This is a genomic window from Eubacterium ramulus (assembly GCF_003122485.1).
Classification (GTDB): Bacteria; Bacillota; Clostridia; order Lachnospirales; family Lachnospiraceae; genus Eubacterium_I; species Eubacterium_I ramulus_A.
This window is the reverse complement of the sequence record NZ_JRFU01000050.1, coordinates 1-20265: the sequence shown is the minus strand read 5'-3', so window position 1 is coordinate 20265 and position 20265 is coordinate 1. Positions and strand designations below refer to the sequence as shown.

The following is a 20265-nucleotide window of genomic DNA, read 5'->3' as shown; positions in this document are numbered from 1 at the left end:
CGCTGACCAGAATCACGCACCAAGTCTCACGTGCGTTCGACTTGAATGCGATTGACGTATCTTTTATCAGAAGAATGTGTTAAGATAGTTACATAATTACTGGCAAAAGAAAAAGATAAGTTGCAGAATTAATGTAACGTGTATGAGGGGCAATGATGAAGCAACAGGATATTATGACCAGAGAACGGGCAGAGGCAGAGTTAGCCTGCCTCAGAGAGGTTTTCTCTGAAGTTCGTCTTCTGGATAAACAATATATGGAACAACTACAGAGACAGCAGGTGGAACGTCAGAAATTACCATGCCAGTGGCATGATTTTTTGCAAAAAGAACATCAGTGTGACCGATGCAGTTCTCTGGAAGCGTTTCTGTCGAAAAAACAGAATACAAAGCTGGAGATTCTGGAAACGGATGTCTATTTTGTGATTTCCAGATATGTAGAGATTGACGGTGAGCCGTATGTGATCGAGATGTTTAAGCGTCTGCATGACAACAGTGTGATGGATACGCTGGAGCGGAAGCGTCTGGTCAATAAGCTGATCGGCTATAAGGAAAAAGTGTATCGGGATGTGCTGACGGAAGCATACAACCGCCGTTATTATGAGGAAGAATTAAAACAGAAAAATTTTGCAGCGGGAGTTGCAATGCTGGATCTGGATGATTTTAAACTTTACAATGATACCTACGGGCATGAAGTCGGAGATCTGATTTTGAAAACGACAGCAGATGTCATTCGCAAGAATATCCGACGGAGCGATACGCTGATCCGATATGGCGGTGATGAGTTTCTGCTGATCTTGCCGGATATGAAGGAAACGGAATTTTTAAAGAAGTTAAAGAAGATCAAGACGGATCTGGTGCAGACTTCCATTCCGGGATATTCCAGAATTCAGCAGTCCGTGAGCATCGGCGGAGTCCTGACCGGGGAAGAAAGCATTGAGAGTGCGGTAAAACGTGCGGATCAGCTGATGTATCAGGCAAAGAACCAGAAAAATATGATTGTGACGGAAAACATCACCTATGATGAGAATGGCGAGGAGAATACCACCCGAGAGGATATCAAGCAGATGATCCTGATCGTGGATGATTCGGAGATGAACCGTGCAATCCTTTCCCATATGCTGGAGAAGGATTACCGTATTCTGGAGGCATCAAACGGTGTGGAATGTCTGGAAATGATGCAGCAGTATGGAACCGGTATTTCATTGGTATTACTGGATATCGTGATGCCGAAGACGGATGGATTTGAAGTGCTGGCGCATATGAACCGTGAGCACTGGATTGAGGAGCTTCCGGTGGTTATGATCTCCAGTGAGGATTCGGAAAGCTATATCCGTCATGCCTACGAACTTGGAGTATCGGATTATATCAGCAGACCATTTGATGCGAAGGTGGTTTATCAGCGTGTGTTTAATACGATTAAGCTGTATACAAAGCAGCGTCGTCTGAGCACCCTTGTAACGGATCAGATGTATGAAAAAGAGAAGAATAATCAGATGCTGGTCAGCGTGTTAAGCCAGATCGTAGAATTTCGAAATGGTGAGAGCGGTCTGCATGTACTGCATATCAACCGTCTGACAGGAATTCTGATCGATTTTCTGCTTCAGAAAACCGATCGTTATCCATCGGCGCGTCAGCAGCAGAACCTGATCATAACAGCGTCTGCACTGCATGATATCGGCAAGATCGGAATTGACGAAAAGATTCTGAACAAACCGGGCAAGCTGACAAAAGAAGAATTTGAGGTTATGAAGACACATACGATCATCGGAGCGTCCATGCTGGATAGTCTGGAATTTTATCAGAATGAGATGATGATTAAGATTGCCTATCAGATCTGCCGCTGGCATCATGAACGTTATGACGGCAGGGGCTATCCGGATGGACTCAAAGGAGACGAGATTCCGATCGCTGCACAGATCGTTGCGTTGGCAGATGTTTATGACGCGCTGGTAAGCGAACGTGTATACAAGAAAGCGTTCCCACATGAGGTGGCAATGCAGATGATCCTGAATGGCGAGTGCGGTGTGTTTAATCCGATTTTGATGGAGTGTCTGAAAGATGCCGGGGATAAAATTCATGCGTTGTATGTGGAAGAAGCAGAACAGCGCTAGAAATATGGTTACGGTTCAAGCACCACTATGCAGGTGATGAGTGAGCTGTAGTGAAATATATGATGAATTTGTGGTATAAATATGTGCTACTACTTGATTTTTATCAGTAAAAAATACTATAATACTAGGATAACATAGGATTATGGCAAATGTGTAGGAGTATCGTGAGTCTGAGAAGAATATGTCAGCTTACGTTGACCAGAATCATATACCAGGTCTTACATGCGTTTGACTTGAAGTTGTTATGATCCGAAGGATTTTTAAATAGTATGATAAAAGGAGACGTAGCCTTTGAATAAAAAAGCAATAATCGCAATGAGCGGCGGCGTTGATTCCAGCGTAGCCGCTTTTTTGATGAAAGAAAAAGGATATGAGTGTATCGGCGCTACCATGAAGCTGTTTCAGAATGAGGATGTGGTTGTATGCAGAGAGCATACCTGCTGCTCCTTAGACGATGTGGAAGATGCCAGAAGTGTAGCCCGCGCACTTGAGATGCCATATTATGTGTTTAATTTTTCCGACCGATTCAAAGAAGAAGTGATGGAAAAATTCGTATGTTCTTATGAAAATGGATGTACACCGAATCCATGTATTGACTGCAACCGTTATCTGAAATTTGAAAAATTGTTCCAGCGTGCAAAAGAGTTGTCATATGATTATGTGGTGACCGGTCATTATGCACAGATTGAATATAATGAAGAAACCGGACGTTATTTGTTGAAAAAATCCGTAGATCTGAGCAAAGATCAGAGTTATGTTCTGTATTCTCTGACGCAGGATCAGTTGGCACATGTGCAGTTCCCGTTGGGTGGCATGCACAAGACAGAAGCCAGAGAAATCGCAGAGGCACAGGGATTTATCAATGCCAGAAAGCATGACAGTCAGGACATCTGTTTTGTCGTAAACGGAAAATATTCGGATTTTATCGAACAGTATCGGGAGAAAACATATCCGGAGGGAGATTTTGTAGATCTGGAAGGCAATGTGTTAGGACGCCACAAAGGAATCATCCGTTATACCATTGGACAGCGAAAGGGACTTGGTCTGTCTTTAAAAGAGTCCATGTACGTTGTTGCAGTTGATCCAGAGAAAAATCGGGTCATCTTGGGAAGAAATGATGATCTGTTCTCCAGAGAACTGGTGGCAAATGACGTGAATCTGATTTCTGTGGATCATATCGAAGGGGAAATGCGCGTGAAAGCAAAGGTTCGTTATCGACATGAGGAGCAGTGGGCGACGGTAACGCAGCCGGAACCGGACAAGATCCGCGTCGTATTTGATGAGCCGCAGCGTGCGATTACCTGTGGTCAGGCAGTTGTTTTATATGACGAAGATGTGGTTGTCGGTGGAGCAACAATTATTGAGACGGAGATTGCAAAACGCTATAGCTAGAAGACGTTGACAGGTAGTTGGAAAATATTGATAAGTGAACATTTTGATATTTGGGTACTGGATGTTGAAGAAGAAAATCCGGTAAAAATCTGACTATTAAAGTAAGAAAATGTATGAAGTAAAAAGGGTTATAAAAGGGGAAGTAAGGCAATGAATGCAGCACAGAAATTAATCAGGGAACATAATTTAACCAGAGAAGAATTTGTGGAACTGATCAAAATGGTAGATGATCCGCAGGTGGATGCGCTGTTGGCAGCAGAAGCTGTCCGCATCCGAAAAGAGGTCTATGGCACTGATGTGTATACAAGAGGTCTGATCGAGTTTACGAATTACTGTAAAAATGACTGTTATTACTGTGGAATCCGCAGAAGCAATCAGAATGCAAAACGGTATCGTTTGACAGAAGATGAGATTTTAGCCTGTTGTGAGAATGGATACGAGTTAGGATTTCGTACTTTTGTTCTGCAGGGTGGCGAGGATCCGTATTATAACGATGACCGTATGGTGGATATCGTGCAGAAAATCCATGCAGGTTATCCGGATTGTGCGATTACATTGTCTATCGGTGAAAAATCTTATGAAAGTTATAAACGTTTCCGGGAAGCGGGCGCAGATCGTTATCTGCTTCGGCATGAGACAGCAAACGATGCACATTACCGAAAACTGCATCCGGAGGAGATGAGTCTGGCAGTGCGCAAGCAGTGTCTGTATGACTTAAAAGAACTTGGCTATCAGGTTGGCGCAGGATTTATGGTAGGTTCGCCGGAACAGACCGAAGAGACGCTTGCGGATGATCTGGTATTTTTAAAAGAACTGGAACCGCAGATGGTCGGTATCGGTCCGTTTATTCCGCATCATGATACTATGTTTGCAGAGGAGCCGTCCGGAAGTGTTCCGCTGACGTTATTTTTACTGTCAGTGATTCGTATCATGCTGCCGCATGTACTGCTTCCGGCAACTACGGCACTTGGAACAGCAGATCCACTCGGAAGAGAGAAAGGATTGCAGCATGGCGCAAATGTCGTAATGCCAAACCTGTCACCGGTGAAAAACCGCAAGCAGTATGATCTGTATGATAATAAGATCTGTACCGGTGAAGAAGCGGCAGAATGTCGTGGATGTTTGGGCCGCAGAGTGGAAAGTGTCGGATATGAACTGGTCAGAGACCGTGGGGATTTCCGGTAACAGATTTATAAAAATGATTGTCTGGAATGGATATAGGAATAATGAAAACGTGAAAATGAGTTCCGAGAAAAAGGTGATATAAAAATCAGAAAGCTATTTCTAATCCGAGAATATAGAGAATAAATTGATTGAGAAAGAAAAAGGTGAACGGTATGTCAGATATGAGTAGAAATATGGAAGGAAGAGAAGCGAAAGAAATTCTGGATTCCATCCTTGCCGATTATGAGCTGGATCGTACCATTGATAAAATGGAAGATTTTTATGATCAGCCAAATAAAGAAGTTATTATTGATATTATTGAAAAATTAATGAAAATTATTTATCCGGGTTATTACAGAGACCGTGCATACAAAAGCTATCATGCAAACCATCATTTATCAACTTTGATCGAGGATGTGTTGTATCGTCTCAGCCGGCAGATTGCAAAAGTTTCCAAGTTCTGTCCAAAGCTGGATGGAAAATGCCGGGAGCAGATTGAAAAAGAAAGTTACGAGATTACCGTAGATTTCCTGCGTCAGATTCCGAAGATCCGTGAATATCTGGAAGGGGATCTGCAGGCAGCCTTAGAGGGAGATCCGGCAGCAAACAGCTACGGTGAGATCATTTTGGCTTATCCGGGATTATTTGCCATTACCATCAACCGTCTGGCACATGAGCTGTTTATCCGTTCTGTGCCGTTGATTCCGCGTATTATGACAGAGTATGCACACAGTATAACCGGAATTGATATTCATCCGGGTGCAACGATCGGAAAACATTTCTTTATCGATCATGGTACCGGTATTGTAGTTGGTGAGACAACGATTATTGGTGACAATGTAAAAATTTATCAGGGTGTTACCCTTGGCGCGCTGTCTACCAGAGGTGGTCAGAAGCTGAAAAATGCAAAACGTCATCCTACCATTGAGGATAATGTGACGATTTATTCCGGGGCTTCCATTCTTGGCGGTGAGACGGTTATTGGAAGAGATTCTGTCATTGGTGGTAATGCGTTTATTACGAAATCTATTCCGGCAGGAACGACTGTCAGCATTAAAGGACAGGAATTGCAGTTCAAGCAGGGTGGAAAGACGACCATGGAGATCAGTAATTTAGATCAGGATGAGAACTGGTTTTATATTATATAAAACGTTTTCGGGTAATTGTGTGGTTTTAGATAGGTTATGAAAAGGGACTCTGGCTATTTTTTCACGCCCGCTAACAATTGCTGGTCGAGAAAAAATAGCCAGAGTCCCTTTATGTCAGGCTGTGTAAAAACCACACTGCTTACCCTTACGCTGTGACGCGTATGTGCAGGAAATGCTGAAATAAGGAACACTGTGTTGCATACGCAAATGAAAGATAGTCTGCGATATCGCTGAGCAGAATGTTATTATATTCATAACGTAAATAAAAAATCAGAAAGAATGTCAGGAGGTACTGAACAATGAGTTTGATTGATACGAAATTTCGTGTAGATGAGAGTAAATGTGTGGGTTGTGGTTTATGTCAGCTTGCCTGTCCGTCTATGCTGATTGAAATGAATGAACATAGAAAACCAAGCCTGAAACCGGTAAAAAGCATGGACTGGTACGGATGCTGGGGATGTCAGCATTGTCTGACCGTCTGTCCGAACGGCGCAATCAGTGTACTTGGTAAAAAGCCGGAAGACAGCCTTCCGTTACCGAGTGATGCGATTGCCACAGATCTGGAGCGTCTGGTCTGCAGCCGCCGTTCTTGCCGTCATTACAAAGACGAAAATGTCGATCCGAAACTTTTAAATGAACTGCTTGCGGCAGTGGAGGCAACTCCGACTGGCGGAAACAAGCAGAAAATGGAGTTTACCGTTATTGATGACCGTGCAGAATTGGACAAACTGCGTAAGATGATCTGTGAAGGAGTGGAAGATCTGAAAAAACAGGGGATTTATCCGTATTCCTGGGATGCAGAGTCTTATGGAATTATGGAAGATCGTGGACCGCAGGCTATGAACGGAGATATTTATTTCTGCTCTGCATCACATGTCATTATTCCACATATGCCAAAGAAATTTGGCTCCGCAGCAGTAGAAGTGGGAATTACTCTGGCTTACTTTGAACTGTTATGCGAATCAAAAGGACTTGGCTGCGTGTACCTTGGTTTTCCAATGAATGTTATGAAACTGCTGCCGGATGTATGGGCAAAACTTGGCATTCCGGAAGATCACTTCGTGGCAACGGCCATGGGATTCGGTTATCCGAAGTTTGACTATGCCCGCGGTGCACAGAAGAGTGGAAAGCAGGCAATTCACCGCTTGAAATTCTAGCAAAACGCAATAAGAAAAGAACGATACAGAGGAACAATATCAAAAAGCAAATGATATTGTTCCTCTTTTTATTGACATTATTCCTGAAAGTGAGCATGCTATAAATATATATATAAGCAGGATAAACAGAAATGAGATCAAAATATATTATTATGGGTACCAGAAAGGGTTAAATCAGGAGGGGAAACATTTGCATTTTTATATTACAGGAGATACACACAAAAAATTTGACCGGGTGGAAGAATTCTGCCTGGAGTATCACACTACGACAGACGATGTTATGATTATCCTTGGAGACTCTGGTATTAATTACTGGCTGAGTCCGAAAGATGAAAAACTAAAAGAACGTGTTGCCAGAATACCGATTACCTGTTTCTGTATACACGGCAATCATGAAGGCCGGCCATGGGAATCTCCGGCGGATTACAAACTGGTGCCATGGCATGGCGGTCTTGTATACAAAGAAGAAAAATATCCGAATATTTTGTTTGCAAAAGACGGGGAGATTTATGATTTTAACGGAAAATCTGTGATGCCGATCGGTGGCGCCGGTACGGTAAACAAGGATTATCGCATCAGTCATGGACTTCAGTGGTTTGCATCGGAACAGCCGGACGATACGATTAAGCAGTTTGTGGAGCAACAGCTGGAAAAAGCTGGGTGGAAGATGGACATCATTTTGTCACATACTGTTCCAATTAAGGCTGAGCCAACCTGGGCGTTCAAGCCGCGAAAGGAACCGATTACTGTGGATAAAGGGACAGAAGAGTGGCTACAGACGGTTTATGATCGTTTGGATTTTTCAGAGTGGTATGCAGGACATTATCATGTGGAGACAGAATCCATGGGGATTCGAATTATGTTTGAGGATTTTGATGAGATATAGTTGGATAATTAATGAGGAGAATAAAAAGTAAACCAATGGGTTAATGATTAGAAGAGAAAACTGGAGTATACTTGTCTTATAAACAGAATTTGTGGAAAATCGTTGCATATTTTAGAGAAATTTATAAATAACAGGCCGGAGTGTAATGATATGGGAAGAGATACAAATGTAGAAATTTTTAGAGATACTGTGGATTTAGTAAAAACAAATCCAGCTTTAAGAGCGGAAGTAGCAGCTTCAACGAAGAAACAGGAAATAATTTTAGAAACAGATAAAGTAGAGGTTCCATCACTAAGCAAATATACAGAAAATGTCAGAGTAATTGTTTCGAAAAAAAGAAGCTTTGAAGCAGCAGGGGCATATCGGGGAAAAAAAGTTGCTGTTCTTAATTTTGCATCTGCTACGAATCCGGGTGGAGGTGTAACCAGAGGCGCATCTGCGCAGGAGGAATGCTTGTGTAGATGTTCGGGATTATATTCTAGTCTGAATGTACCGGAAACATGGGATCTCTTTTATACCCCACATAGAAAATCAAAAAATCCAATTCACAATGATGATATTATTTATACTCCTTCGGTTACAGTATTTAAAACGGATACTGTTAATCCAGCATTGATGCAGGAAAAGGACTGGTACAAAGTTGACATTATCACTTGTGCTGCACCGAACTTGAGAGAAAAACCAGGCAGCTTGCAAAATGTATGATTCGTTATATATGGAGACACGGGGGGAGGGAAAGGGTATTGCATTTTTACATAACAGGGGATACACACGGAAATTTTGACAGAATCGAAGAAGCGAGAAAAGAGGTTAGAGAAAAATGAAATATTATATCAGCGATCTGCATTTGTTTCATGAAAATGCGATCCATTTTGACCAGCGTCCCTTTGAGTCGGTGCAGCAGATGCATGATACGATTTTGAAAAACTGGAATGACCGGGTGATGAATGGCGATTATGTGTATATTTTGGGTGATGTGAGCATGCGGGGCAAAAACGAAGACCTGATTGCATTTGTTGCACGCCTGAAGGGCAGAAAGGTGCTGATCAGGGGAAATCATGATGATGTATCGGATTATCGTTATCAACAGCTGTTTGCAGAAATTTGTGATTATAAAGAGATTCATGATTCTGTTGGAAAAGAAAAGTTTGGCTTGGTGTTATCTCATTATCCGATTTTTTCATGGAAAAATATGGGGCGTGGAAAAATTTTATTATATGGACATACACATGTGAGTGCAGAAGATCAATTTTATCAGCAGTGTTTAAAACAGATGAAAGAAAATGACTGCCGTCATGTATATGATAAAGATTTGAGAGCATTCAACGTGGGATGTATGCTGTCTTATATGGATTATACACCACGAACCCTGGAGGAAATCATGACAGGCGCAGAAAAGTAGAGTTGGTAGGTACTTTTTTATGAGGAGAAATATATTATGTCAAACAAAACAATAAAACCTAAACAGGAAAAAATGATAGAACAGGTTATAGCGACTATGGCTGTAGAAAACATGATGTTATCACGCGATTGCTACAAAAATTTATGGGCTATGGCATCTGGTGAAAAGACTCGTGAACAGATTACTCATGAGATTACCGAGAAATACAAAAAGAAGGTGTTAGAAACGGGATGAGGCTTGGTGTTATCCCATTATCCGATTTTTCTGGAATATGAGACTGAGCAGAGTAGTAGCAATTCTGCTCAGTCTTTTGAAAAATTATTTAGTCGAGGTGCATGGCAGGGTGTTATGACTGGATTTAATTTTTCCTGCGCAGCATCTGTAATACCCGGTCGATTCGTTGCTGTTCGGCGGGATTTAATCCTTGTCGTAAATGTTGGATAATAAAATCGGTTTCGTCTGTGGTAAACGAGAGATTCTGATTTTTGGCTTTTGTGACAAAATTCATAAGAAATGCCATCATATCTCTGGAAGAATTTGGTTTTTCCTGATTCATGAAATTCATGAGAAATGCCAGTTTTTCCGGTGATATGTTCTGAAATGCCGGATTTTGTGAAAAAAAGTTCTGATCCATGAAAAATGCTCCTTTTACAAATTTAAAATTCCAGTCACGGAGGTAATGTCGAGAATATTTAAAATCATATCTATCTGATCCCGTTCCTGGGGTGTACAGTATTCCCGTAGTACGTTTAAAATCTGATGGGTACGCTCTGTGGAAGATTCATTGGAACAGATTCGCAATTCCTGTGCCTGCATTTCCGGGGCTGCATCAAAAAGCTGCATGGTACGCTGCAATTCAATCATTCTGACCATCATGGAGATCATACGCTGCTGTGGACCATAGAGGTAGGGCACAATGGCTTTTAACATCTGAATCGGTCTGTTTTGAATTAATGTATCCAGCACAGGTGGTGTATGTTCGTTTTCATGTTCATTCATATGAAATATCACGTCCATATCTGATGTTTTTTATAATGTATGAAAAAAATATGCAATTATGAGTAAGAATTTGCGTTCCATAAAAGGATGTTGAATAAAAAAGACATTGTGATTGTGGGGAATATGATGAAGCATTTGAAAATATAGCGCAAAAGGAAAAAAAGGGAGTTGGATTTGATATAAGGCAGGCAAAAATGCTTTTATTTCATATAATAATAGGGAATCCATGATGAAATATGGAGGACGTAGCATATGGGAAAATTAGTTTATGACGGTAAAAGCGTTTATGAAATAGATGAAGACTGCCTGCGGAAAAAGGAAGAACGGGAACGGCAAAAAGAAATGGAGTGGCAGAGAAAAAATCTGAAACAACCACCCGGAACAAGAAGGCAGATAAATAAAACAAATGAAAAATAAAAACTAACAGTATTAGCTAAAAATGATTTCATATATAAGAAGAGACAGAAAAAACCGGAGGCATCACAGCCCCCGGTTTTTTGTCGTACAAATGATGTGTAGTCAGATTTGATTTTGACTTAGAAGCAGCCACAGCCGTTTCCGTTGTTGTTTCCGCCGCATCCGCCACAGCAGCACAGAAGCAGGATGATCCAGATTGCTTCACTGCAGCTGTTTCCACCTAAGAAGGAACCATTGCCATTTCCGCATCCACCGCAGCAGCACAGAAGTAAGATAATCCAGATAATGTTGTTGCATCCGCATCCGTTGTCGTTAGAGCATCCACAGTTTGTAGCAGCTAAATCACTCATGTTGATAGCCTCCAGATTTTTATTTACAATTCATAGTATGTATGCGGCTTGTCAGTGTTTCTTTAAAAAGAAATAAATTTTCGAAAAATTGTTCATTCATGCAGATATAGCATACCCGTTTTTATAAACTCTGATAGGAACAAAATAAGGAAACAGAATATATTAAGAAAAAATTTTATACTTTAACTTGACAAAGTGATGACAAGAATGTATTATTGTATGCAATGAGAGCGATTGCATACAATCTAATATATTGTATACGAGTATATAAGGTGAGGAGCGAATAACATGCGTAAAGTAGTAATGAATAAGCATAACAATCTGTTGCAGCTGGAAGAACATTTTTATCAGCTGGTTGATGTAGATGAACCAAATACATTTAGAAATCTGTTTCCGTATGAAGAGATTCCGAAAATTGCGTTCAACGACCGAATCGTACCGCATAACATGCCGGACGATATCTGGATCACAGATACCACATTTCGTGACGGACAGCAGTCAAGAGCTCCGTACACTACCGATCAGATTGTAACGATCTATGATTATCTGCACAAATTGGGCGGCCCGAAAGGAATTATCCGTCAGAGTGAGTTTTTCCTGTACAGCAAAAAAGACCGTGATGCAGTTTACAAATGTATGGAACGTGGATATAAGTTCCCGGAGGTTACAAGCTGGATCCGTGCAAGTAAACAGGATTTCGAATTAGTAAAAGACATCGGACTGCGTGAGACCGGTATTCTGGTAAGCTGTTCCGATTATCATATTTTTTATAAAATGAAAATGACCAGACGTGAGGCCATGAACCACTATTTGAGTGTCATCCGTGAGTGCCTGGAGACAGGTATCAGCCCACGCTGCCACTTAGAGGATATTACAAGATCCGATATTTACGGCTTCGTTATTCCGTTCTGTGTGGAACTGATGAAACTGATGGATGAATACAAGATTCCGATCAAAGTTCGTGCCTGCGATACCATGGGATATGGTGTAAACTTCCCGGGTGCCGTTATTCCGCGAAGTGTACCGGGTATCATTTATGGTCTGACAACTCATGCGGGCGTACCGTCTGAATTGATCGAGTGGCATGGTCACAACGATTTTTACAAGGCAGTTACCAACTCTACCACAGCATGGCTGTATGGAGCCTGTGGTGTCAACTGTTCTCTGTTTGGTATCGGAGAGCGTACCGGTAATACACCACTGGAGGCTATGGTATTTGAGTATGCGCAGTTAAAAGGAACACTGGACGGCATGGATACCACAGTCATTACAGATCTGGTTGATTATTTTGAAAAAGATCTGGATTACACACTTCCAAGCAGAACACCGTTTGCCGGCAAGAACTTCAACGTAACAAGAGCCGGAATCCATGCAGATGGACTGTTGAAAAACGAAGAGATTTACAATATTTTTGATACAGAAAAATTCTTAAAGAGACCGGCACTGGTATCTATTTCCAATACATCCGGTCTGGCTGGAATCGCACACTGGATCAACAGCTACTACAGACTGCCGCAGGAGCGTCATCTGGACAAAAACTCAGAGCTGGTTCACAAACTGAAAGACTGGGTTGATGAACAGTATGATGAAGGACGTGTAACTGTTCTGACAGACAACGAGCTGGTTGTTAAGATTACAGAGTGCTGCAAGGAGCTGGGAATTATTTTATAACAAGGGGGCAAAAAAGGATGGGAGATAACCATTCGCTCAGTGATAAAGTATTTCATAAACTGCAGGAAGATATTTTATCCGGAAAATATGCGGTGGATGAGGAACTGAAAGAAAAGACCATCGGCGATGAGCTGGGGGTCAGCCGGACACCGGTGCGCGAGGCACTGCGTCAGCTGGAACTTCAGGGACTTGTCACGATCACGCCGAACAAGGGCGCGCATGTCACCGGATTTTCCAAAGAAGATCTGAATGACATTTATGAGATACGGTCTGTGATGGAAGGCTTATGTGCCAAATGGGCAGCGAAAAAAGCCACACCGGAACAGATTGAAGAACTGGAAGAAATTGTATACCTGACAGAATTTCATGTGTCAAAGGGGCACAGTGAGCAGGTATTTGAACTGGATAATAAGTTTCATGAGACCTTATATCAGGCGTCAGGAAGTAAGGTACTGGCAAACGTACTGACGGATTTTCACAATTATGTGCAGCGGGTGCGCAAAATGACATTGAAATCAAAAGAGCGTTCCGAAAAATCAAACGATGAGCACCGCATGATCGCTCAGGCGATCCATGATCATGATCCGGAGAAAGCACAGATGCTGGCAAATCAGCATATCATGAGAACCATTGAAAATATTGATCACTGTGGCTGGGACAATCTGCTGCAGGAATCCCGAAAAGAAAATGAGAACAGCGGGAATTAAGGATTGGAGGATAATTACCATGGAAAAAATTAAAATGACTACACCTTTAGTAGAAATGGATGGAGATGAAATGACCAGAATCCTCTGGCAGTATATCAAAGACGAGTTATTACTTCCGTTTGTGGATCTGAAAACAGAGTATTATGATCTGGGACTGGAATACAGAAATGAGACCAACGACAAGGTAACCTTCGATTCTGCTTATGCCACACAGAAATACGGCGTAGCTGTAAAATGTGCAACTATCACACCGAATGCAGCCCGCGTAAAAGAGTATAACTTAAAAGAAATGTGGAAGAGTCCGAACGGAACTATTCGTGCAATTCTGGATGGAACGGTATTCCGTACACCAATCAAGGTAAAAGGCATTGAGCCATGCGTAAAGAACTGGAAAAAACCGATCACCATTGCCCGTCATGCTTACGGTGATGTATACAAAGCATCTGAAATGAAGATTCCGGGACCGGGAAAGGTAGAACTGGTTTATACCGCTGAGGATGGAACAGAAGTAAGAGAGTTAGTTCATAATTTTACCAACGCTGGTGTCGTTCAGGGACAGCACAACATCTGCAAATCCATCGAAAGTTTTGCAAGAAGCTGCTTTAACTACGCACTGGATATGAATCAGGATCTCTGGTTTGCAACAAAAGATACGATTTCAAAAAAATATGATCACACATTCAAAGATATTTTCCAGGATATTTATGATGCAGAGTATAAAGAAAAATTTGAGGCAGCAGGCATTGAATATTTCTATACACTGATCGATGATGTAGTTGCCCGTGTTATGAAAGCTGAGGGCGGATTTATCTGGGCATGCAAAAACTATGACGGCGATGTTATGAGTGATATGATCTCCTCCGCATGCGGATCTCTGGCTATGATGACTTCCGTACTGGTTTCTCCAAGCGGCGTATACGAGTACGAAGCTGCTCACGGAACTGTTATGAGACACTATTACAAACATCTGGCTGGTGAGGAGACATCCACAAACTCCGTAGCAACTATTTTTGCATGGACCGGTGCATTACGCAAACGTGGCGAGCTTGACAATCTGCCGGAATTAGTAAAATTTGCAGATAATCTGGAAAAAGCTTGTATTGATACAATAGAATCTGGTAAAATGACAAAAGACTTGGCATTAATTACAGAATTAGAGAACCCAGTTGTATTAAACAGCCTTGATTTCATCAAAGCAATCCGTGAGACACTGGAGAAAATGTACGCATAAATGTAATTGTGTACGGAAAAACACAGTGTTAGTTTAGACGGTAATTTTGCAATTTGCCAAACAAGAATAATGACTCTGAATCAGATGAAGATAAAAAGAGCGAATCTATCTGAAGGGAAGGAACATTTATTCAAAGAAAAATGAAACACAGGAATCCTGCGATCTGCAGGATTCCATTTTTAAGGTGAGGAAGAAACATATGATTTTAGCATGTCAAAATATCAGTAAATCATTTGGTGTGGAACCGGTGATCCGAAATGTGAGTTTTCATGTGGAAGATCAGGAAAAAGTGGCAATTGTAGGAATTAACGGTGCCGGAAAATCCACACTGTTGAAAATTATCGTAGGGGAGCTGCCGGCAGATGAAGGTACCGTAACCCTTGCAAAAGGAAAAACGCTGGGGTATCTGGCGCAGCATCAGGATATCTCCGATGAGAGGACGATCTATGAGGCAGTTCTGGAAGGAAAACGTCAGCTTATCGATATGGAGCAGAAAATCCGTGAGCTGGAAGAAGGAATGCAGTCCGTATCAAAAGAGGATATGGAAGCTTATATGGAAAATTATCATAAGCTGCTGCATGAGTTCGAAGCCAGAGATGGTTATTCTTATCGCAGCGAGGTTTCCGGTGTCTTAAAAGGTCTTGGATTTTCCGAGGATGATTTTGAAAAACACTGCAACGAGCTGTCCGGTGGACAGAAAACCCGTGTATCTCTGGCGCGTCTGCTGGCGACACATCCGGATATCATTCTGCTGGATGAGCCGACGAACCATTTGGATATTGAGTCTATTCAGTGGCTGGAGACATTTTTGCTGAATTACAAAGGGGCTGTTGTGATCGTTGCCCATGACCGTTATTTTCTGGATCGAATCGTAACGAAAGTTGTGGAAATCAGCATGCACAAATCTGCAGTGTACGATGGTAATTATACAGCTTATGCTGCAAAAGCTGCTTTTGCAAGAGAGGAAGCGTTGCGTGCTTACTATAATCAGCAGCGGGAGATCAAACATCAGGAAGCCGTTATTGAAAAACTGAAATCCTTTAACCGGGAGAAATCCATCAAGCGTGCAGAGAGCCGTGAAAAGCAGCTGGCAAAAATAGATGTTTTAGAAAAACCACAGGAAGAAAAATCCGAGATGCATATGACACTGACACCGTCCATTATCAGTGGAAACGATGTGCTGCGGGTGGAAGGTCTTTCAAAGGCTTATGAAAATAAGAAACTGTTTCAGGATATTTCTTTTGAAATCAAACGTGGTGAGCGCGTGGCTCTGATCGGTCAGAACGGAACCGGAAAGACAACAATTTTAAAGATCCTGAATGAAAAAGTAAATGCAGATGCAGGTTCTTTTACGTTGGGAACAAACGTAAAAATCGGTTATTATGATCAGGAGCAGCAGGTGCTTCATATGGAAAAAACGCTGATGGAAGAGATTGCGGACGATTATCCGAAGCTGACACAGACACGTATCCGAAATATTCTGGCAGCATTTTTGTTTACCGAGGATGATGTGTTCAAGCGCGTCAGTGACTTGAGCGGTGGTGAGCGCGGCCGTCTGTCACTGGCAAAACTGATGCTCTCCGAGGCAAACTTCCTGATCCTGGATGAGCCGACGAACCATTTGGATATCGCTTCTAAGGAAATTTTGGAGTCTGCTCTGAAACGTTATGAGGGAACCGTGCTGTTTGTATCCCATGATCGTTATTTTATTAACCGGACAGCGACCCGTATCCTGAACCTGACAGAGCACAGTCTGGTCAATTATATCGGTAATTATGACTATTATCTGGAGAAAAAAGAGACAAACGAGCGGGCATATCTGGCATCTTCGGAGACAGAAGCAGCAGTAAGCACCGAAGAAGTGTCCGAGGGTAAGACAGACTGGCAGACTCAGAAGGAAGAACAGGCGAAAAAGCGTAAAATTCAGAACCGTGTGAAGAAAATTGAAGCCGAGATTGAGTCTCTGGAAGAAAAACTGACAGAATTGGATGAACAATTTCAGGATCCGGCAGTGGCGACCAACTCTGCAAAACTTGGAAAACTGCACAGCGAGCAGGTGGAAGTACAGGAAAAACTGGATCAGCTGTACGAAGAATGGGAAGAACTGGCATCTGATTGATAAAAAATTGACAAAATAATCTCAGATGTTTATAATGAATACAGATAATTGCGGGTAGTAACGCAAATGGTTGAAGGAGTAAATGGAAGATGCAAAAGGAAATTTCGCAGGCGGTCATACGTCGAATGCCAAGATATTACAGATATCTTGGAGAATTGCTGGATGCGGGAGTAGAAAGAATTTCATCCAATGAGCTGAGCGTTCGAATGAAAGTAACAGCTTCTCAGATTCGTCAGGATCTGAACAATTTTGGTGGTTTTGGCCAGCAGGGATACGGTTATAATGTGCAGTATCTGTATGAGGAGATTGGAAAAATCCTTGGTCTTGACCGACAGCACAACATTATCGTAGTCGGAGCCGGTAATATGGGACAGGCGCTGGCAAATTATGTGAAGTTTGAGAAACGTGGCTTTATGATCACCGGACTTTTTGATGTCAATCCGGCACTGGCAGGTTTGTCAGTCCGTGGTATTGAGATACATATGATGGACGAACTTCCGGAATTTGTAAAGCATCAGAGAGTTGATATTGCGGTATTGACACTTCCGAAAGAAAAGGCAGAACAGGCAGCGGAGCAGCTGGTAAAACTTGGCATCCGTGCAATCTGGAACTTTGCACATCTGGATCTGGAACTTCCGGATGATGTAGTTGTGGAAAATGTTCACTTGTCTGACAGCTTGATGCAGCTGTCTTATAACATTGTCCGCAGACAGGATAACGAATAAGAAACCTTGCAAACGTGCGCTTTGTCCTACGGGCAGAGCGCATTTGTATGTAAATTGTGCAAAACAAACCGGGGGAATATAACGATGAGAGATGTATTAAATGGTCAGGAAATGAAACAGTGTGATGAAAATACCATGAAGATGGGAATGTTATCAGCGGTATTAATGGAACGTGCTGCCTTAAGTGTGGTAAAAGAAATTATGGAGCGTTATCCGGATGATGATACGAGAATTCTGACTGTATGCGGCGCGGGGAATAATGGCGGTGATGGTATCGCTGTTGGACGTCTGCTTGCTTTGCAGGGATATGAAGTGGGTATCTGTTTTGCCGGAAATCCTGAAAAAATGACTACAGAAACAGCCCGGCAGATGAAGATCGCAAAGAATTATAATGTGCCGGTTTTAACACCCGAAGAGGCATTCCAGGAGAACTGGGATGTCATTGTAGATGCGCTCTTTGGCATTGGACTGAGCCGGGAGATAACCGGAAAATATGCAGATATTATAAAAGAATTGAACGTGTATTACGAGGGCGCCGGTAAAATTGCGGTAGATATTGCTTCCGGAATATCGGCAACCACCGGAGAGGTGCTTGGAACGGCATTTCAGGCAGATGTGACTGTGACCTTTGGATTTGAAAAGCGGGGACAGCTTTTATATCCGGGAGCAGAGTATACCGGCGCACTCAAAGTGGAAGATATTGGATTTACCACAGAAAGTTTGTTTGACATTATACCGGGATTGCATGTGCTGGAAAAAGAAGATCTTGATATGCTGCCAAAAAGAACAGCGCACTCTAATAAAGGAAGTTACGGAAAACTGTTATTGATCGCCGGTTCCGAAGGAATGGCAGGTGCGGCAGTTTTTGCGGCAAAGGCGGCATACCGGATGGGATGCGGTCTGGTCCGGGTGGCAACGGTGGAAAGTAACCGGGCAATTTTGCAGCAACTTGTACCGGAAGCGGTACTGGCAGTTTACAATGATACAACAGATGTGGTAAAATTTGTGGAAACACAGCTTGCCTGGGCAGATGCCGTGGCAGTCGGTTCCGGAATCGGACAGTCTGCATTGTCAGAAAAAATGGTGAAAACTGTGATCGAGCAGAATACAAAACCGTGCCTGTTTGATGCGGATGCCCTGAATCTGATTTCCAAAAATCCGGAATGGCTGCAGTTTTTGAAAAACGGAGCAGTTTATACTCCGCATCTTGGCGAAATGAGCCGGCTCATCGGAACATCTATCGCAGAAATTTCAAAAGATCTTGTGGGGGCAGCTTTGCAGTATGCACAGAAAAATCACGTAGTAATGGTGTTAAAAGATGCAAGAACTGTGACTGCCACAGAAAAGCGTGGCTGTTTCCTGAATCTGAGTGGAAATGATGGAATGGCAACAGCAGGATCAGGAGATGTGTTAAGCGGTGTGATCGGTGCATTGCTGGCACAGGGCATGCTGCCGGAAGATGCGGCACCTATGGGTGTATATCTTCATGGTCTGGCAGGTGATGCGGCAGCAAAGAAACTTGGCAGACACAGCATGATGGCAAGTGATATCGTAGATGGAATTACCGATTTGTTGAAGGAACAGGAGGACACAATAGAACAATGAAAGAGTATCGCAGAATATGCGCAAATATCAGTTTAAAAGCATTGGAGCATAATTTAGATGCAATACATGACTGTATTGATCGTGATACGAAGATTATTGCAGTAGTAAAGGCAGATGGCTATGGTCATGGGGCAGTACCGCTGGCAGAAGTGATGGAACAGCGCGAGGATGTCTGGGGTTATGCGGTGGCAACCCCGGAGGAAGCGGAAGAACTGTACAGCAACGGAATCAAGAAACCGATTCTGATCCTTGGTTATACGTTCCCGGAATACGATGAGCAGATTGTAAAAGAAGGACTCCGCCCGGCAGTATTTTCTCTGGAACGGGCAAAGCAGCTGTCAGAAGAAGCAGTTCGTCAGAACAAAGAGTGTAAGATTCATATTAAACTGGATACCGGTATGAGCAGAATCGGTTTTCAGGTGACGGAACAGTCTGCTGATGAGATTGCACAGATCGCAGCTTCGCCGAATATTATAATAGAAGGAATCTTTACACATTTTTCCAAAGCAGATGAGACGGATAAAACTTTCACAAAGAAACAGGCAGATACTTATGAGCAGATGATCACCTGGTTAAAGGATCGTCAGATTGAGATTCCAATTCATCATATTTCAAACAGTGCGGGAATTGTGGATCTTCCGGAGTATAATAAGGATATTGTCCGTGCAGGAATTATTTTATATGGTCTGTGGCCGTCTGATGAAGTAGAAAAAAATAATATTGACTTAAAACCGTTACTGTCCTTAAAGAGTCATGTAGTTCATGTAAAGGAACTGGAGCCGGGACGGATCATCAGTTATGGCGGTACATTTGAAGTGGAAAAACCGATGCAGATTGCAACGGTACCGGTTGGTTATGCAGACGGCTATCCGCGCAGCCTGTCAAACAAAGGATATGTGTTGATTCATGGAAAACGTGCGGCAATCTGCGGCAGAGTCTGCATGGATCAGATGATGGTAGATGTTTCTGAAATTCCGGATGTAAAACCGGGAGATGAGGTGACATTGATCGGAACAGATGGTACAGAGACGATCACGATGGAGGAGCTTGGCGATATGTCTGGAAGATTTAACTATGAGCTTGCCTGTGATCTGAACAAGCGAATCCCGCGTATTTACTACTAAAGGTCTGGGTTTATCTCAGTCGAGAAGACTCCCACTTCTGCAAGTGGTGAGTAATAA

20 protein-coding genes are annotated in these 20265 nt (G+C 42.5%); 17 read left to right on the top strand and 3 right to left on the bottom strand.

Features of this window, described 5'->3' with window-relative positions:
• Positions 1-152 precede the first annotated feature (152 nt).
• The 9 genes from LG34_RS04755 to LG34_RS04715 all read left to right on the top strand — a co-directional run bounded on the left by LG34_RS04755 (position 153) and on the right by LG34_RS04715 (position 9494).
• On the top strand, positions 153-2111 hold the full coding sequence (locus LG34_RS04755) for a diguanylate cyclase (RefSeq protein ID WP_242979799.1): 1959 nt from the start codon (positions 153-155) through the stop codon (positions 2109-2111).
• 291 nt (positions 2112-2402) lie between these two features.
• On the top strand, positions 2403-3503 hold the full coding sequence (mnmA, locus tag LG34_RS04750; RefSeq protein WP_109215073.1) for a tRNA 2-thiouridine(34) synthase MnmA: 1101 nt from the start codon (positions 2403-2405) through the stop codon (positions 3501-3503).
• A 150-nt stretch (positions 3504-3653) separates the two neighbouring features.
• Positions 3654-4688: a [FeFe] hydrogenase H-cluster radical SAM maturase HydE gene (gene hydE / locus LG34_RS04745; RefSeq protein WP_109215072.1), complete on the top strand. Its 1035-nt coding sequence runs from the start codon at positions 3654-3656 to the stop codon at positions 4686-4688.
• A 128-nt stretch (positions 4689-4816) separates the two neighbouring features.
• Positions 4817-5815 carry a serine O-acetyltransferase EpsC gene (gene epsC / locus LG34_RS04740; RefSeq protein ID WP_347486638.1) on the top strand — a complete coding sequence of 333 codons (999 nt, stop codon included), beginning with the start codon at positions 4817-4819 and terminating at the stop codon, positions 5813-5815.
• A gap of 299 nt (positions 5816-6114) precedes the next feature.
• Complete coding sequence (locus tag LG34_RS04735) at positions 6115-6972, top strand: nitroreductase family protein (protein ID WP_109215071.1); 858 nt, start codon at positions 6115-6117, stop codon at positions 6970-6972.
• Positions 6973-7162: 190 nt separating this feature from the next.
• Positions 7163-7858: a metallophosphoesterase gene (locus LG34_RS04730; protein WP_109215070.1), complete on the top strand. Its 696-nt coding sequence runs from the start codon at positions 7163-7165 to the stop codon at positions 7856-7858.
• A 150-nt stretch (positions 7859-8008) separates the two neighbouring features.
• Positions 8009-8563 carry a TIGR02452 family protein gene (locus tag LG34_RS04725; RefSeq protein WP_109215069.1) on the top strand — a complete coding sequence of 185 codons (555 nt, stop codon included), beginning with the start codon at positions 8009-8011 and terminating at the stop codon, positions 8561-8563.
• 115 nt (positions 8564-8678) lie between these two features.
• Complete coding sequence (locus LG34_RS04720) at positions 8679-9260, top strand: metallophosphoesterase (protein ID WP_109215068.1); 582 nt, start codon at positions 8679-8681, stop codon at positions 9258-9260.
• A gap of 36 nt (positions 9261-9296) precedes the next feature.
• On the top strand, positions 9297-9494 hold the full coding sequence (locus LG34_RS04715; protein ID WP_109215067.1) for a hypothetical protein: 198 nt from the start codon (positions 9297-9299) through the stop codon (positions 9492-9494).
• A gap of 124 nt (positions 9495-9618) precedes the next feature.
• Here LG34_RS04715 and LG34_RS04710 read toward each other — a convergent pair whose 3' ends face one another.
• Together LG34_RS04710 and LG34_RS04705 are read right to left on the bottom strand one after the other, a co-directional pair.
• On the bottom strand, positions 9619-9894 hold the full coding sequence (locus tag LG34_RS04710; protein WP_109215066.1) for a hypothetical protein: 276 nt from the start codon (positions 9892-9894) through the stop codon (positions 9619-9621).
• Positions 9895-9908: 14 nt separating this feature from the next.
• Complete coding sequence (locus LG34_RS04705; RefSeq protein ID WP_109215065.1) at positions 9909-10259, bottom strand: hypothetical protein; 351 nt, start codon at positions 10257-10259, stop codon at positions 9909-9911.
• 252 nt (positions 10260-10511) lie between these two features.
• On the opposite strand from LG34_RS04705, the gene LG34_RS16625 reads away from it, so the two are divergent.
• A complete protein-coding gene (locus LG34_RS16625; RefSeq protein ID WP_181369289.1) occupies positions 10512-10676 on the top strand; it encodes a hypothetical protein in 165 nt (54 codons plus the stop codon).
• 119 nt (positions 10677-10795) lie between these two features.
• Here the strand turns inward: LG34_RS16625 and LG34_RS04700 are convergent, their stop codons facing one another.
• Entirely contained in the window at positions 10796-11026 is a 231-nt protein-coding gene (locus LG34_RS04700; protein WP_109215064.1) for a chorion class high-cysteine HCB protein 13, read from the bottom strand.
• A gap of 288 nt (positions 11027-11314) precedes the next feature.
• Between LG34_RS04700 and LG34_RS04695 the strand changes: the two genes are divergently transcribed.
• The 7 genes from LG34_RS04695 to alr all read left to right on the top strand — a co-directional run bounded on the left by LG34_RS04695 (position 11315) and on the right by alr (position 20208).
• A complete protein-coding gene (locus tag LG34_RS04695) occupies positions 11315-12697 on the top strand; it encodes a 2-isopropylmalate synthase (protein ID WP_109215063.1) in 1383 nt (460 codons plus the stop codon).
• 17 nt (positions 12698-12714) lie between these two features.
• Complete coding sequence (locus tag LG34_RS04690; RefSeq protein ID WP_109215062.1) at positions 12715-13404, top strand: GntR family transcriptional regulator; 690 nt, start codon at positions 12715-12717, stop codon at positions 13402-13404.
• Between the two features lie 19 nt (positions 13405-13423).
• Positions 13424-14635 carry an NADP-dependent isocitrate dehydrogenase gene (locus tag LG34_RS04685; RefSeq protein WP_109215061.1) on the top strand — a complete coding sequence of 404 codons (1212 nt, stop codon included), beginning with the start codon at positions 13424-13426 and terminating at the stop codon, positions 14633-14635.
• Between the two features lie 199 nt (positions 14636-14834).
• On the top strand, positions 14835-16754 hold the full coding sequence (locus tag LG34_RS04680) for an ABC-F family ATP-binding cassette domain-containing protein (RefSeq protein ID WP_109215060.1): 1920 nt from the start codon (positions 14835-14837) through the stop codon (positions 16752-16754).
• A gap of 89 nt (positions 16755-16843) precedes the next feature.
• The gene (locus LG34_RS04675; RefSeq protein WP_109215059.1) at positions 16844-17479 is read left to right on the top strand and encodes a redox-sensing transcriptional repressor Rex; all 636 of its coding nucleotides are present in this window, start codon (positions 16844-16846) and stop codon (positions 17477-17479) included.
• An 84-nt stretch (positions 17480-17563) separates the two neighbouring features.
• Entirely contained in the window at positions 17564-19084 is a 1521-nt protein-coding gene (locus tag LG34_RS04670) for an NAD(P)H-hydrate dehydratase (RefSeq protein ID WP_109215058.1), read from the top strand.
• On the top strand, positions 19081-20208 hold the full coding sequence (alr, locus tag LG34_RS04665; protein ID WP_109215057.1) for an alanine racemase: 1128 nt from the start codon (positions 19081-19083) through the stop codon (positions 20206-20208). The genes LG34_RS04670 and alr overlap by 4 nt, the downstream gene beginning before the upstream one ends.
• Positions 20209-20265 lie beyond the last annotated feature (57 nt).

Bases quoted from the DNA above. Each gene is read 5' to 3' on its own strand.
- LG34_RS04755 (WP_242979799.1), top strand. From the start codon at position 153: ATGATGAAGCAACAGGATATTATGACCAGAGAACGGGCAGAGGCAGAG.
- hydE (WP_109215072.1), top strand. From the start codon at position 3,654: ATGAATGCAGCACAGAAATTAATCAGGGAACATAATTTAACCAGAGAA.
- LG34_RS04735 (WP_109215071.1), top strand. From the start codon at position 6,115: ATGAGTTTGATTGATACGAAATTTCGTGTAGATGAGAGTAAATGTGTG.
- LG34_RS04725 (WP_109215069.1), top strand. From the start codon at position 8,009: ATGGGAAGAGATACAAATGTAGAAATTTTTAGAGATACTGTGGATTTA.
- LG34_RS04720 (WP_109215068.1), top strand. From the start codon at position 8,679: ATGAAATATTATATCAGCGATCTGCATTTGTTTCATGAAAATGCGATC.
- LG34_RS04715 (WP_109215067.1), top strand. From the start codon at position 9,297: ATGTCAAACAAAACAATAAAACCTAAACAGGAAAAAATGATAGAACAG.
- LG34_RS04710 (WP_109215066.1), bottom strand. From the start codon at position 9,894: ATGGATCAGAACTTTTTTTCACAAAATCCGGCATTTCAGAACATATCA.
- LG34_RS04705 (WP_109215065.1), bottom strand. From the start codon at position 10,259: ATGAATGAACATGAAAACGAACATACACCACCTGTGCTGGATACATTA.
- LG34_RS16625 (WP_181369289.1), top strand. From the start codon at position 10,512: ATGGGAAAATTAGTTTATGACGGTAAAAGCGTTTATGAAATAGATGAA.
- LG34_RS04700 (WP_109215064.1), bottom strand. From the start codon at position 11,026: ATGAGTGATTTAGCTGCTACAAACTGTGGATGCTCTAACGACAACGGA.
- LG34_RS04695 (WP_109215063.1), top strand. From the start codon at position 11,315: ATGCGTAAAGTAGTAATGAATAAGCATAACAATCTGTTGCAGCTGGAA.
- LG34_RS04690 (WP_109215062.1), top strand. From the start codon at position 12,715: ATGGGAGATAACCATTCGCTCAGTGATAAAGTATTTCATAAACTGCAG.
- LG34_RS04685 (WP_109215061.1), top strand. From the start codon at position 13,424: ATGGAAAAAATTAAAATGACTACACCTTTAGTAGAAATGGATGGAGAT.
- LG34_RS04680 (WP_109215060.1), top strand. From the start codon at position 14,835: ATGATTTTAGCATGTCAAAATATCAGTAAATCATTTGGTGTGGAACCG.
- LG34_RS04675 (WP_109215059.1), top strand. From the start codon at position 16,844: ATGCAAAAGGAAATTTCGCAGGCGGTCATACGTCGAATGCCAAGATAT.
- LG34_RS04670 (WP_109215058.1), top strand. From the start codon at position 17,564: ATGAGAGATGTATTAAATGGTCAGGAAATGAAACAGTGTGATGAAAAT.
- alr (WP_109215057.1), top strand. From the start codon at position 19,081: ATGAAAGAGTATCGCAGAATATGCGCAAATATCAGTTTAAAAGCATTG.